We start from the raw sequence: 13322 nt of genomic DNA, 5'->3' as shown, positions 1-13322 counted from the left end.
GGTGACGGTGGGTGGTCGTCGGGGCTCCGGCGACCACCCACCGTGATCATCGCCGCAGCTCAGTCGCAACATGCCGAGTGTCGCTTCCCCAAGCTCGGGGTAGATGAGCGTACGGTGGTCCGAGACGCCCGGGTGGCCGGCTCGTGGCGTGACGGCCAGCGAAGCGGGACGGAGGCAAGCCCATGCGCCCAGTACGCTTCGTCGCCCTCTCGGAGGACGGCCAGGCTCTGGTGCTCGCCGACGAGGTCGGGCGCCTACTCGCCCTGCCCATCGACGAGCGCATCGCCTCGGCGCTGCACGCCGAGCCCGGCGCGGCCCCGCTCGCGGTCGTGCCGAGCGCCGCCGACCCCATCCCGTCGCTCTCCCCGCGGGACATCCAGGCCCGGATCCGCTCCGGCGAGTCCGCCGAGGACGTCGCCCGGATCGCCGGCGTCCCGGTCGACCGCGTCCTGCGCTACGCGGGCCCGGTGCTCCAGGAGCGGGCCATGCTCGCCCAGCACGCCCGGCGCACCCGGCTCAAGGGCGCCGAGAAGCCGACCCCGCTGGCCGAGGTGGTCAACGGCCGGCTGGCCCAGCACGGGATCGACACCGAGAAGATCTCCTGGGACGCCTACCGCCGCGACGACGGCACCTGGCGGATCATCGCCACCTGGCCGTCCGGCAAGGCCACTGCGCAGGCGGTCTGGGATCTCGACAAGACCCGGCAGAACGTCATGCCGCACGACGACATGGCGCAGTACCTGTGCGCCGAGCGGCCCACGCCGATCCTCGGCCAGGAGCCGGCGCCGGAGCGGGGCGGCCACGCGCTGCCCGGCCCGTCGCGCGGCGAGCCGAGCCGGGGCGGGCACGGCCTGCCGTCGCCCGCCGAGCACGCCCGTCCGGGTCGGGACCCGATCCGCGCCGGCCGGGACGCGCTGCTCGCCTCGCTGGACCGGCCGCTCGGCGGCACGTCCGGTCGCGGTCTGGACACCCGCTCCCCGGCCGCGCTGGCCGGGTCCGACGCCCCCCGCCAGCGGGCGGTCACCGGGGGCGCGGCCGCGCTGCTCGGCGGCGGCCAGGGCTCCGCGTTCGACGACGACTCGGACGCGCCGAAGGAGATCCCCGCCGTGCCGTCGCTGGCCGTGCTCCGGCCCCGCCGCACCGGTCCCGTGGCGGCGACCGGCGGCACCGGCAGCGAGTCCACCGAGGCCGGTGGCAAGCCGCGCAAGCGCCTGCCGAGCTGGGACGACGTCCTCTTCGGCACCGGCCCGGCGGCCCGCGAGTCCTCCTGACCCGGCTCGGCTCGCGGAGTTCGCCGTGAGCCGAGCCGTCGTCATGCGTTGATCTCAGCGGCTCGCGGCGGGGCGGCTCAACGAACCGGCGACCACCCGGCGGGCGGGTACCACGCCGGCGGCGGCCGCCAGCGTCAGGCACAGCACCACGATCCCGGCCACGGTCGGCCACGGCACGACCAGGTCGACGCGCGCGCCGGCCTGTTCGCGGAGTGCGCCCACCGAGCCGAGCAGGGCGAGCAGCGCTGCCAGCCCGCCGACCAGGGCGCCGATCGCCGCGGCGAGTGCGGACTCGGCCGCCACGGCGACCAGCACCTGCCGGCGGGTCGCCCCGGCGTGCCGCAGCACCCGCAGGTCACGTGCCCGGGTCACCGTGGCCAGGGCGACGGTGCTGACCACCGCCAGCGCGCCGTACCCGGCGGAGACCCCGACGAGCAGCAGGGTGAAGACCCAGACCAGCCGGTCCTCCTCGGCGTCGGCGCGCGCCGCGTACGTGGCGACGTCCACCACCGCCGCGCCGAGTGGCGTCGCCGAGGGTCCCGGACCGGGCAGCAGGACCGCCGTGGCCAGCGCCGACGGGTCGCGCTGTCGGACCATGCGGCGGTCCAGCAGCAGCTCGGCCGGTACGCCCTCGTCGGCGACGACGGCCACCACCCGCAGCGGGGTGAGTTGCCCGTCGGCGAAGGCCACCCGCGTGGACGTGCCCACCCGCCAGCCGAACCGTTCCGCCGTCGACCGGCGGACCGCGACGGTCTCCGGCTCGGCCAGTTGGGCGACGGAACCAGACAGCACCGACAACCGGGACGCCGCCGCACCGAGCCGGTCCGGATCGGTCCCGACCGCGCTGAGGACGGTGTCGGCCAGGTAGACCCTGGTGGGGAGGAGGACGGTGCCCTGCGTGCCGGCCACGGCCGCGTCGGTCAGCCCCGGGGTGCCGTCCGGAACCAGCACCGACCCGGCCCGGACGGCCGCTCCCCGAGCAGCGGCGTACGCGCCGGTGGTGGTCTGGACGTTGCCGAGGATGAAGACCGCGAAGGTGACGGTCAGCAGCACCGGGGTGGCGGTCGAAGCGGTCCGCCGTACCGCGACCCGGGCGCTGCTCCGGACCACCGTGCCGAGCACCCCGGGAACCGCCCGGCCGAGCACCCGTACCAGGACCGGCACCACCGCCGGTGCGAGCAGGGTCGCCGCGACGACCAGCGCCATGGCACCCAGCAGCGCGGCCGTCGCGAGATCGGAAAGCTTCTCGGTGGTCACGGCGATGATCCCGGCGAGGCCGCTCGCGGCCGTCGCCGCCAGTCCGGCGCCCCACCTGGTACGGCTCATCGCCCGTTCCTCCACCTCGGCCCTGCGCAGGGCTTCTAGCGGGCGGACCCGCGCCGCTCGGCGGGCGGCGGCGCCGCTGCCCAGCAGGGCCACGATCGGCCCCACGGTGAGCCCGACGAGCAGGGGCCAAGCCCGCGGTCCGACCTGGAAACCGGCGGGCTCGAGCCGGGCGTCGACCAGCAGGTCGTCGGCGGGCAGGGCGACCAGCGCCCCGAGCAACGCACCGAGCGCCGCGGCGGGCACCCCGGTCCGGAGGGCGTCCCGGTACACCGTCCGGCGGACCTGGCGGGGGGTGGCGCCCAGCGCCCGGAGCAGGCCGAGCTCCCGCCGCCGCTGGTTGACCGTGAAGGTGAAGGTCGCGGCGACCACGAAGACGCAGGCGAAGGCGGCGAGGGCGGACACCGCGGTGAGCACCTGCGTCCCGATCCACCGCAGGCGGGTGTCCGCGCGGGGCTCGAGCGTGCCGCGCTCCGCTCCGGTGACCACCGTGCCGGCGGCACCGACCACGGCGTTCACCGCCCCGAGTCGCGGGGCGCCGAGCAGGCCGATCGCCCGCACTCCCGGCGCCAGGCGCCGGGCCTCGGCGTCGGAGACGTACAGCACGGCCGCGTCGACCAGGCCGGTGACCGTCCACCTCGACGCCCCGGTCGCGGTGAGCAGGGTCAATCCGTCGCCGACCGGCACGCCGAGCGCGCGGTCGACGACCACCTCCCGCTCACGCTCCGGTGGGGTGCCGGCGACGAGCCGGTACGGCGCGAGGGCCACGCTCGCCCACCCCTGTCCCTCGGTCAGCCCGGGCATGGCCCGCCCGTGGCGTACCGGCTGGGCGTAGAAGCTGTGGTCGGGGACGGCTGCCGTCACGCCCTGGACCGCCGCCAGTCGCCGCGTCAGGGCCGCCGCCTCCTCGGCCGACCAGGGGCGCGGGACGGGGATCGGGTCGGCGGCAGTGGTCACGTCGGGGCTGCGCACCACGGCTGCCGTACCGGCGAACCGGTCCGGGACCCGCGTGCCGGCCGAGGCGTAAAGCAGCAGGCTCGCCGTGACGAGCAGGGTTCCGGTGAGCACGGCCCAGAAGGCCGCGAACCGGCCGCGGTGCGCACCGGCGGCACGACGGAACCTCTCTGCCGGGCCGACGCTCAGCACGTACGCTCCCACGCGCCCATCCGGGCGACGAGCGACTCGGCGTCCAGTCCGGACAGGCGGTCGAGCAGCCGACCGTCGGTCAGCACCAGCACCTCGTCGGCGACGGTCGCCGCCGCCGGGTCGTGGGTGACCATGACGACGGTCTGCCCATGCTCATCGACGAGCGCGCGCAGCAGACGGAGCACCTGCCGGGAGGCGCGGCTGTCGAGGGCGCCGGTCGGTTCGTCGGCGAAGACCACCGCAGGCCGGCCGAACAGGGCGCGAGCGATCGCGACGCGCTGCTGCTCACCGCCGGACAGTTCGCTCGGCCGGTGGCCGGCACGCTCGGCGAGCCCGACCGCGGCGAGAGCGGCGGCGACGTCCGGCGGGTTCGGGCGCCGGCCGGCGAGCCGGGCCGGCAACGCCACGTTCTGCTCGGCGGTCAGAGAGGAGACCAGGTTGTACTCCTGGAACACGAAACCGATCCGATCGCGGCGCAGCCGGGTCAGCCCGGCCTCGTCCAGGCCGCCCACGTCGATGCCGGCGATCGTGATCCGGCCCGCCGTCGCGCGGTCCAGTCCGGCGGCGCAGTGCAGCAGGGTGGACTTGCCCGAGCCGGACGGGCCGATGACGGCGGTGAAGCTGGCCGGCGCGAAGTCCACCGTCACCCCGTCGAGGGCGAGCACGCGACGCGGTCCGCTGCCGTACACCATCCGAACGTCGCGGAGAGAAACCGTTGCTGTGGTCATGGCACCGAGGATCGTCACCGCGGGCGGCGGAGACATCGGGCCGGGATGGGCAGTTCGCCCTCGTACCCGGGTCGGAGCCGGCCGCCCGGCTCGGCCCGGGGAACGTCCGACCCAGGGCTGACGCGCAGGGGCCCGCCGGGTCACTACTGTCGATGGCGTGACCGCCGCCGCCCCGCCGCTGCCCATGCGCCGCCTCGGCCCGGTCGGGCTGGTCCTGGCGGATCTGCTCCTGGCCGGGGCGGTCGCCGCGCTCTGCTGGTACGCGGCGTTGGAGGTGCCGCAGCCGCCGGCGAGTGGACTGCACGAGCCGCCCCTGGTGTCGGCGTTCGCCGGTCTGGCCCTGGGCGCTCCGGTGGCGCTGCGCCGGCAGCGCCCGCTGATCGCCACCGCGGTCGTGCTCGTCGGGGTGGCGGCCACCCTGGTCACCGGCGTCATCCCGGACTACGCGGTGGCGGCACCGCTGACCGCGGCCGGCAGCGTCCTCTACACCGTCGCCCTGTCCCGGCCGGCCCGCCGTTCCCTCCAGGTCCTGGCCGTCTGCGTCGTGGTGACCTCCGTCGCGATGCTGCCGGTGACCCCCTCACCATTCGGACCGGGCTCCCTGGGCACAGCGTTCGCCGCCCTCGTGCTCTCTGCCGCCTGGGGCGTCGGATGGACGGTGCGGGAGCGGCGCGCCGCGGCCCGGCGGAGCACGGAACGGGCGGTCCAGGAGGAGCGGCTGCGGATCGCCCGGGAGGTGCATGACATCGTCGCGCACGGCATGGGGCTGATCGCGGTGCAGGCGGCGGTCGCCAACCACGTCGCGGAGGAGCGCCCCCAGCAGGCCCGGGAATCGCTGCGGGTGATCGAGTCCACCAGCCGGGGAGCACTGGCCGAACTACGACGCGTGCTCGGCACCCTGCGCCCCGAACCGGACCTCGAACCCATCCCGGGGCTGGCCGACCTGCGGTCGCTGGTCGAGCGGACGCGCGCGGCGGGGGTGCCGGTGGATCTGCGCCTGCGCGGCGCGGCGGAGGTCCCGGAGGGGGTTGGCCTGGCGGTGTTCCGCATCGTGCAGGAGTCCCTGACCAACGTGGTGAAGCACGCCGGCCGCGCCCGCTGCCGGGTCGAGGTCACGCTCTCCCCCGGTGAGGTACGCATCGAGGTGCGCGACGACGGGAACCCGCCACCCGGGCGGCGCGATCCGGCCGGCCAGGGCCTGCTCGGCATGCGGGAGCGGGTGGCCCTGTACGGCGGCGAGTTCCACGCCGGGCCGAGCGACGGGGCCGGTTACGTCGTCCTGGCCACCCTCCCGTACGGCGGCGCCGGATGACGCCGGTGCGGGTGCTGGTCGCGGATGACCAGGCGTTGCTGCGGGCGAGTTTCCGGCTGCTGGTCGAGCACACCGACGGGCTGAGCGCCGTCGGCGAGGCCGGCACCGGGGCCGAGGCGGTCGCCCTGGCCAGACGGGAACGGCCGGAAGTGGTGCTGATGGATGTCCGGATGCCCCGGATGGACGGCATCGAGGCGACCCGGCACATCTGCGGCTCGCCCGAGACCGCCGGCACCCGGGTGCTCATCCTGACCATGTTCGACCTGGACGAATACGTCTACGGCGCGCTCCGTGCCGGGGCGAGCGGGTTCTTGCTCAAGGACACCCTCCCGGCCGACCTCATCGCCGGGATCCGGCTGGTGGCCAACGGCGAGGCGCTGCTCGCGCCCAGTGTGACCCGACGGCTGATCGAGGAGTTCACCCGTCAGCCCAGGCCGGGTCGGGGACCGGGCCGGGCACCGGACGGGTTGACGCAGCGGGAGCAGGAGGTGCTCACCCTGATCGGGCGGGGACTGTCCAACACGGAGATCGCCGCGGAGCTTCACCTGAGCATGGCCACGGTGAAGACCCACGTCGGCCGGTTGCTGGCCAAGCTGCACGCCCGCGACCGGGCCCAGCTCGTGGTGGTGGCGTACGACAGCGGCCTGGTCACCCCCATCGGTTCACCCTGGCGTAGCGAGGCACTCTAAGTGCCCGCGTGCCAGGGTGGACCCATGGAGTACACGAACCTGGGACGCACCGGCCTGTCGGTGAGTCGGCTCTGCCTCGGCACCATGAACTTCGGGCCGCAGACCGACGAACCGGACAGCTTCGCCATCATGGACCGGGCGCTCGAACACGGGATCAACTTCTTCGACACCGCCAACGTCTACGGCTGGAAGACCGGTGAGGGCGTCACCGAGCAGATCATCGGCCGCTGGTTCGCCCAGGGCGGCGGGCGCCGCGACAAGGTCGTCCTGGCCACCAAGGTCTACGGCAAGATGGGCGAGTGGCCCAACGAGCAGGGCCTGAGCGCCCGGCACATCATCCGGGCCTGCGAGGACTCGCTGCGCCGGCTCCAGACCGACACCATCGACCTCTACCAGATGCACCACATCTCCCGGACCACGCCGTGGGAGGAGATCTGGCAGGCCATGGAGACCCTGGTCGCCCAGGGCAAGGTGCTCTACGTCGGCTCGTCCAACTTCGCCGGCTGGCACATCGCCCAGGCGCAGGCCGCGGCCGGCCGCCGCAACTTCCTCGGGCTCGTCTCCGAGCAGTGCATCTACAACCTCATGACCCGGCACGTCGAGCTGGAGGTGGTCCCGGCCGCGCAGCACTACGGGCTGGGCATCATCCCCTGGTCGCCGCTGCACGGCGGGCTGCTCGCCGGGGTCATCCGCAAGATGGCCGAGGGCGGCGCGGCCCGCGGCGCCAGCGGCCGGTCGGCCGACGCGCTCGCCGAGCACCGGGCCACCATCGAGGCGTACGAGAAGCTCTGCGCCGACCTCGGCCACGACCCGGCGGACGTGGCGCTGGCCTGGCTGCTCTCCCGCCCGGGCGTGACCGCCCCGATCGTCGGGCCGCGCACCATGGACCAGCTCGACCGCAACCTGGGTGCGCTGGCCGTACGGCTCGACGAGGCCACGCTGGAGAAGCTCGACGAGCTCTTCCCGCCGGTCGGCAACGGCGGCCCGGGCCCCGAGGCCTGGGCCTGGTGATCCGCTGACCGGGTCGGCCGGCTGCTCCGGCCGACCCGGTCAGACCGGCCAGGCGGCGAGGCGGTCGTAGGTGGGGCGCGGGCCCGGGTGGCTGCGCACCAGGACCAGTTCGTCGGCGCTCCACTCCGGGCCGTGGTAGTCGTGCAGGGTCTCCCGGTCGGCGAGCACGTCGGCGCGGTCGATCCGGTCGCCGGGGCGGGCGATGGTGAGGTGGGCCCGGAACGGCTTCTCGTCGTGCGGCAGCCGGGCCCGGCGCAGCCCCGACCGGATGAGCCGGGCGAGCACCTGCAACCCGTCGACCTCGCCGCGGACGTCCACCCAGAGCACCGTGAACCGGCCGCGCCCGAAGCTGCCCCCGCCGCCCAGCCGCAGTCGCGGGGAGCTGCCCCGGGCGTCCCGGAACGTCTGCGCGGCGAGGCCGAGGGCGCTCTCCACGTCGACCAGCCGGTCGTCGGGTGTGTCGCCGAGGAAGGCCAGGGTGAGGTGGGCGTTGGCCGGGTCGGCCAGCCGGACGTTGGTGCCGGCGGCCGCGGCGGCCCCGGTACGCAGCCGGGCCACCTCGGCGCTCAGGTCGTCGACCGCCGGCTTCGGCGGGTAGACCGCGACGAAGAGCCGCACCGGTCAGCGGTGCCGCTGGTGGTGGCCGGGGCGGGCGGCGGGCAGGGTGAGGCCGGCGGCATGCAGGAGGCCCTCGACGCGTACCCGTTCGATCTCCCGGTCGACGCCTTCCAGCTCGGCCAGGTGCTCGGCGATGCCGAGCGCCCCGCAGGCGGCCCGCAGTCGCTCGTCGTACGCGTCGATGACCGCGCCGTGCCACACCACCGAGCGGTCGGCGGCGGCGAGCCGGTGGCCGCCGAGGCGGCGCAGGTCGACGGCGAGTTGTTCCAGCGGGCGGCGGTCCTCCCGGTCGAACTCGGTGAGGTCGATGTCGCGGGTGAGCGACTCGGCCTCGATGGCCCGGTCCAGCCGGGCGATGGTGCGGCGTTCCCGGCGCTGTTCGCGCCACTCGGCCCAGCCGCAGGCCACCCGGTCGATGATCTCGTCGGCGCAGAAGACCAGCGCGAAGAGGGCCGGCAGGCAGCAGACAGCGAGAATCGCCAGTATCAGCAGCAGTCCTCGTCCCACTCCCACGTATCGACGCTATGCCCCACCGTCACCGCCCGCCACCCGATTGGCGAGATCCGGACGCGAATGAATGAGGAAGGACCGGTCCCCTCGGGCGGGAACCGGTCCTTCGGGCGGTCGACGGGTCACTCCGCCCCGGGCGACACCACGTAGAAGCGCGGCATGGGCAGCACCCGCATCCGCAGCCGGGCGCCTGAGCGGCGGAGCTGCCAGGTGAGCGCCAGCAGGGCGGCGGCCAGCGAGATCAGGCCACCGATCCAGATGCTCGCGCCGGCCCCGTAGGTCTCGGCCACCCAGCCGATGAGCGGCGCGCCCACCGGGTTGGTGCCCAGGAACACGAGCACCCACAGGGCCATCACCCGGCCCCGGAAGGCGGCGTCGACGCCGAGCTGGACCCGCTGGTTGGCGGCCTGGGCGAAGAAGACCATGAAGAACCCGGTGGGCAGCAGCAGCGACACCACCAGCCAGTACGTCGGGGCGAGCCCGACGAGGGTGCCGAAGCTGGCGCAGCCGATCGCCGCGCCGAGCACCAGCCAGACCGACGGCCGGCTGCGCCGCCCGGTGCCGGACAGGGCGCCGGTGAGCGCACCGACCGCCAGCGCGGTGCTGAACAGGCCGAACGAGGCGGCGCCGGTGTGGAACACGGTCTTGGCCAGCGCGGCGAGGGTGAGCTGGAAGTTGAACAGGCTCATCCCGATCACCGACATGACGAACATCGGCAGCAGGAGATCGGGGCGCCGCGCGACGTACCGGAGGCCGTCCACGACCTTGGCCTGGTCGCGCTGGCCGGCCGGCGGCAGGTCCTTGCGGTGCAGCTCCGCGGCGCGCATCCGGACCACGTTGACCAGCGGGGCGATCGAGCTGAGCGCGCTGAACATGAAGACCGGGCCGACGTCGAAGGCGGCGATGGCCAGGCCGGCGACGGCCGGGCCGACGATCCGGGCCGAGTTGAAGGTGGCCGCGTTGAGCGAGAGCGCGTTCGGCAGCAGCGGCACGCCGACCAGTTCGGAGACGAACGCCTGCCGGACCGGGGTCTCCACGGCGTTGGCGACGCCGAGCAGGGCGGCGAACGCGAAGACGTGCCAGAGCTGCACGAGCCCGGTGACCACCAGGATGCTCATCACCAGCGCCAGCACGGTCCAGAACGCGTTGGCGACGAAGAGCAGCAGCCGCTTGTCGTAGCGGTCGGCGAGGCGGCCGGAGAGCAGGGTCAGCAGGAGGACGGGGGTGAACTGCATCGCGGTGACCACACCGAGCGCGGTCGCCGAGTTGTCGCTGAGCTCGAGGACGAGCCAGTCCTGGGCGATGAACATCATCCAGACGCCGATCAGTTTGATCAGCTGCCCGGTGGCGAAGAGTCGGTAGTTACGGACTCGTAGGGACTGGAACATCGTGCTCAGCTTGGCCTGCACTCTAGGTGCGCCTCCTCGCGATCATGTACGCCTCATCCACAACGGACGAAGCGGACCGCAGGACGCGGGTACCCACTCAGGCGCGAGCGATGCCCTGAAGAATGTCGGCGGCACGCCGCAGCGTGTCGCGTTCCTCCTCGGTCAGGGCGGCCAGCCGGCTGGCCAGCCACTCGTTGCGGGCCCGCTCGAACTGGTCGAGCACGGCCTGTCCCCCCTCGGTCGCCGCCAGGATGACCTGCCGTCCGTCGGTCGGATGGGGGGTGCGCTGCACAAGGCCGCGCTCCTCCAGCTTCGCGACGATCTTCGTCATCGTCGGCGGCTGCACCCGCTCGGTGTCGGCCAGCTCCCGGGGTGTCAGGGCGCCTGCCAGCCTGAGGCTGGTGAGCGCCGAGAGCTGGGTGACCGTGAGGTCGCCGACCGGCCGGGCCTGTCGGACCCGCCGGTTGAGTCGGGTGATCGCATCACGCAGCTGAGGGGCCAGCTGCGCCGGTGGCACGCGTTTCGCCGTCACCGTCCGCTCCGTCACACTAGTTAGCTTAACTAATGAGCCTGGCTAACGACATGCGATATGACCAGGCTCACCAGAGGGGTCAGAGGACCACGGACTCGATCGGCCCGCGCAGGAAGTAGAGGACGAACAGCGCGGCCACCCCGTACAGCAGGGGGTGGACCTCGCGGAACCGGCCCTTCGCCAGCTTCAGCAGCACGAAGGTGATCACCCCGGCGCCGATCCCGTTCGAGATCGAGTAGGTGAACGGCATCAGCACGATCGTGAGGAACGCCGGGATGGCGATCTCGTAGTCGGTCCAGTCGATCGTGCGGACCGCCGTCATCATGAGGAAGCCGACCACCACGAGCGCCGTCGACGCGGCCTCGAAGGGCACCACCACCGCCAGCGGCGCCAGGAACATGGCCAGCAGGAACAGGCTGCCGGTGACCAGGTTGGCCACCCCGGTCCGGGCGCCCTCCGCGACACCGGCGGCACTCTCGATGTACGACGTGTTGCTCGACACCGAGGCCGCGCCACCCGCCGCGGCGGCGATCGAGTCGACCAGCAGGATCTCCCGGGCCCGTGGCGGGGTGCCCCGGTCGTCGAGCATGTCGCCCTCCTGGCCGATGGCGACCATGGTGCCCATGGTGTCGAAGAAGTCCGTGATGAGCAGGGTGAAGACGAACATCAGCGGGACCAGCCAGCCGACCCGGGTCCACGAGTCCAGCACGTTGAAATTGCCGAGCAGCGACAGGTCGGGGACGTCCACCACCTTCGCCGGCAACTCGGGCACGTTCAACGCCCAGCCCTTGGGGTTCGGCTTCCCGTCGACGAAGGACGGCCCGATGTTGCCGACCGCCTCCACCACGATCGCCAGGACGGTGGAGGCCAGGATGCCGATGAGGATCGCGCCGCGGACCCGGCGTACCACCAGCACCAGGGTCAACAGCAGACCCACCACGAAGACCAGCAGGGGCCAGCTGACGATCCGGCCGCTGATGCCCAACCCGACCGGGACCGTGGTGTTCGCGGCGTCGGGCACGCGCCTCACGAAGCCGGCGTCGACCAGGCCGATGATCGTGAGGAAGAGGCCGATGCCGACGCCGATCGCCGTCTTGAGCTGGGTCGGCACCGAGCGGAACACCGCCGTACGCAGCCCGGTGAGCACGAGGATCCCGATCAGCACACCCTCGATCACCACGAGACCCATGGCGTCCGCCCAGGTCATCTGCGGCGCGATCTCGAACGCGACCAGCGCGTTCACGCCCAGCCCGGCGGCCAGCGCGATCGGGAACCGGGCCACCACCCCCATCAGGATGGTCATCACGCCGGCGACCAGCGCGGTGGCCGCCGCCAGCGCCGGAATGGCGAGCTTGCGCCCGTCGCCGTCGACCGCGCTGCCCAGGATCAACGGGTTCAACACCACGATGTACGCCATCGTGAAGAACGTGGCCAGCCCGCCCCGGATCTCCCGGCCCGGCGTCGACCGGCGGGCGGAGATCTCGAAGAAGCGGTCGAAGGCGTCGCGCGGGTGCGCGGGATCGGGTGGGGTGCCGTGGTCCGGCGGCGGCGCGATGGCCATCGGGTCCTCACATATCGATCGACCGGTTGTCGCGCGCATCGTCCCAGATCACCCGCGGGCAGGGAAGGACGATCACGTACGCTGGGCGGGTGCCCCAGGAGCAACCGCCGCGGCCCGAGCCGCTCGACCCGCCGATGGTGCCGTTCGCCCTCGCCGGGCTGGTCGCGTGGGCGGTGGCCGGGCTGGTGCTGCTGCTGTTCTTCCGTGACTGGCTCACCGCGCACGGGCACCAGAACTGGCTCTGGACCTGCCTGGCCGGGTTCCTGTGGGGCTTTCCCGGGTTGGCCGTGATGATGCGGCACGACGCCAACCGGCGCCGCCGCCGAGGAGCCACCGCCCGTCAGGGCTGACGGTCAGGGGTGCCCGTACGGCTCCGCCGGCTCGGCCGCCTCCACCGAGCCCGGGGCCCGGCTCACCGACATGGCCTCGACCGCGCTGTCGTCGTAGACCGTCGGCAGCTCGTCCACCGGGCTCTCCGCCGCCTCGATCAGCGTCTCGGAGTGGGCGCCGCAGCCGTGGTCGGCGCTGACCACCCGGCCGTCGTCGGGGGCGTAGAAGTTGCCGCAGGCGCCGAAGGACTGCCGCAGCGCCCCGGCGAGCGGCAGGTAGAAGCCGCAGGTGCCGCAGCGGGCAGCGGCCGGCGCGGCCACCGAGATCGCGGCGTTGGGGCCGTGGTCGCCGTCGTACCAGCGCTGGGCCGCGTCGGTGCGACCCTCGCGGGACAGCACCCGGGCCCGGCCGAGGCCCAGCTCCCAGGCGGTCTCCTCCACGGCCGGGTCGTCGGAGAGCAGGTAGCCGGGGGCGAGCCGCTCGTCGTCCGCCGGGGTGGGCAGCAGGTCACCGGGGCCCAGGTCGCCCGGCTTGAGCCGCTCCTGCCAGGGCAGCCAGCCCGGGGCGAGCAGCGCGTCGGCGCCCGGCAGCAGCACCGTCTCGCAGATGGTGACCGTGCGGCTGCGCGGCGCCCGGGTCACCGTGACGGCCCAGCGCCAGCCCCGGTAGCCGGCCAGGCGGCACTCGAAGTAGTGGGTGACGAGCCGGTCGCCCTCGGCGACGGCCTGGAGATGGTCGCCGACGTCGGCGGGGTCCACCTCGGTGATGGCGGCGCGCGCCACATCGACGGCGGCGGCGCACACCTGGTCGAGCCGGGGAGCGCGGGCGGAGGCGGGCCTGGTCACCGGACCATTGTTCCCCATGCCTGCGGTCGGGCGACAGGCACTCCCCGGAGTCGTTCTC

13 protein-coding genes are annotated in these 13322 nt (G+C 73.9%); 5 read left to right on the top strand and 8 right to left on the bottom strand.

The features are described 5' to 3' along the window. The first annotated feature begins 182 nt into the window (after positions 1-182). Positions 183-1271, top strand: coding sequence for a septation protein SepH (gene sepH / locus ABZS80_RS18515; protein WP_355057312.1), 1089 nt, complete (start codon positions 183-185; stop codon positions 1269-1271). Positions 1272-1325: 54 nt separating this feature from the next. Here sepH and ABZS80_RS18510 read toward each other — a convergent pair whose 3' ends face one another. Then, positions 1326-3752 (bottom strand): ABC transporter permease, encoded by a 2427-nt coding sequence (locus ABZS80_RS18510; protein WP_355057310.1) that lies wholly within the window; start codon positions 3750-3752, stop codon positions 1326-1328. Beyond that, complete coding sequence (locus ABZS80_RS18505; RefSeq protein ID WP_355057308.1) at positions 3734-4468, bottom strand: ABC transporter ATP-binding protein; 735 nt, start codon at positions 4466-4468, stop codon at positions 3734-3736. The genes ABZS80_RS18510 and ABZS80_RS18505 overlap by 19 nt, the downstream gene beginning before the upstream one ends. A 157-nt stretch (positions 4469-4625) precedes the next feature. Here ABZS80_RS18505 and ABZS80_RS18500 point away from each other — a divergent pair, with 157 nt between their 5' ends. The 3 genes from ABZS80_RS18500 to ABZS80_RS18490 are packed head-to-tail and all read left to right on the top strand — an operon-like array spanning position 4626 to position 7480. After that, positions 4626-5780 carry a sensor histidine kinase gene (locus ABZS80_RS18500; RefSeq protein WP_355057306.1) on the top strand — a complete coding sequence of 385 codons (1155 nt, stop codon included), beginning with the start codon at positions 4626-4628 and terminating at the stop codon, positions 5778-5780. Then, positions 5777-6469: a response regulator transcription factor gene (locus ABZS80_RS18495; RefSeq protein ID WP_355057304.1), complete on the top strand. Its 693-nt coding sequence runs from the start codon at positions 5777-5779 to the stop codon at positions 6467-6469. The genes ABZS80_RS18500 and ABZS80_RS18495 overlap by 4 nt, the downstream gene beginning before the upstream one ends. Positions 6470-6493: 24 nt before the next feature. After that, the gene (locus tag ABZS80_RS18490) at positions 6494-7480 is read left to right on the top strand and encodes an aldo/keto reductase (protein WP_355057302.1); all 987 of its coding nucleotides are present in this window, start codon (positions 6494-6496) and stop codon (positions 7478-7480) included. A gap of 39 nt (positions 7481-7519) precedes the next feature. Here the strand turns inward: ABZS80_RS18490 and thpR are convergent, their stop codons facing one another. The 5 genes from thpR to ABZS80_RS18465 form a co-directional block, all read right to left on the bottom strand. Continuing rightward, complete coding sequence (gene thpR / locus ABZS80_RS18485) at positions 7520-8098, bottom strand: RNA 2',3'-cyclic phosphodiesterase (RefSeq protein ID WP_355057300.1); 579 nt, start codon at positions 8096-8098, stop codon at positions 7520-7522. A 3-nt stretch (positions 8099-8101) separates the two neighbouring features. Then, on the bottom strand, positions 8102-8611 hold the full coding sequence (locus ABZS80_RS18480) for a hypothetical protein (RefSeq protein WP_355057298.1): 510 nt from the start codon (positions 8609-8611) through the stop codon (positions 8102-8104). A gap of 119 nt (positions 8612-8730) precedes the next feature. Beyond that, positions 8731-10017 (bottom strand): MFS transporter, encoded by a 1287-nt coding sequence (locus tag ABZS80_RS18475; RefSeq protein WP_355057296.1) that lies wholly within the window; start codon positions 10015-10017, stop codon positions 8731-8733. Between the two features lie 76 nt (positions 10018-10093). Next, positions 10094-10543 (bottom strand): MarR family transcriptional regulator, encoded by a 450-nt coding sequence (locus ABZS80_RS18470; protein WP_355057294.1) that lies wholly within the window; start codon positions 10541-10543, stop codon positions 10094-10096. 64 nt (positions 10544-10607) lie between these two features. After that, the gene (locus ABZS80_RS18465; RefSeq protein WP_355057292.1) at positions 10608-12089 is read right to left on the bottom strand and encodes an NCS2 family permease; all 1482 of its coding nucleotides are present in this window, start codon (positions 12087-12089) and stop codon (positions 10608-10610) included. An 89-nt stretch (positions 12090-12178) separates the two neighbouring features. Between ABZS80_RS18465 and ABZS80_RS18460 the strand changes: the two genes are divergently transcribed. Beyond that, a complete protein-coding gene (locus ABZS80_RS18460) occupies positions 12179-12439 on the top strand; it encodes a DUF2530 domain-containing protein (RefSeq protein WP_151464196.1) in 261 nt (86 codons plus the stop codon). A gap of 3 nt (positions 12440-12442) precedes the next feature. On the opposite strand, the gene ABZS80_RS18455 is transcribed toward ABZS80_RS18460, so the two are convergent. Further along, a complete protein-coding gene (locus tag ABZS80_RS18455) occupies positions 12443-13282 on the bottom strand; it encodes a DUF3027 domain-containing protein (protein WP_151464197.1) in 840 nt (279 codons plus the stop codon). Positions 13283-13322 lie beyond the last annotated feature (40 nt).

It is taken from the genome of Micromonospora sp. NPDC005305, assembly GCF_040607315.1.
Lineage (GTDB): Bacteria > Actinomycetota > Actinomycetes > Mycobacteriales > Micromonosporaceae > Micromonospora.
The sequence above is the reverse complement of the archived record's forward strand: the minus strand, read 5'-3'. Positions and strand labels throughout refer to the sequence as shown.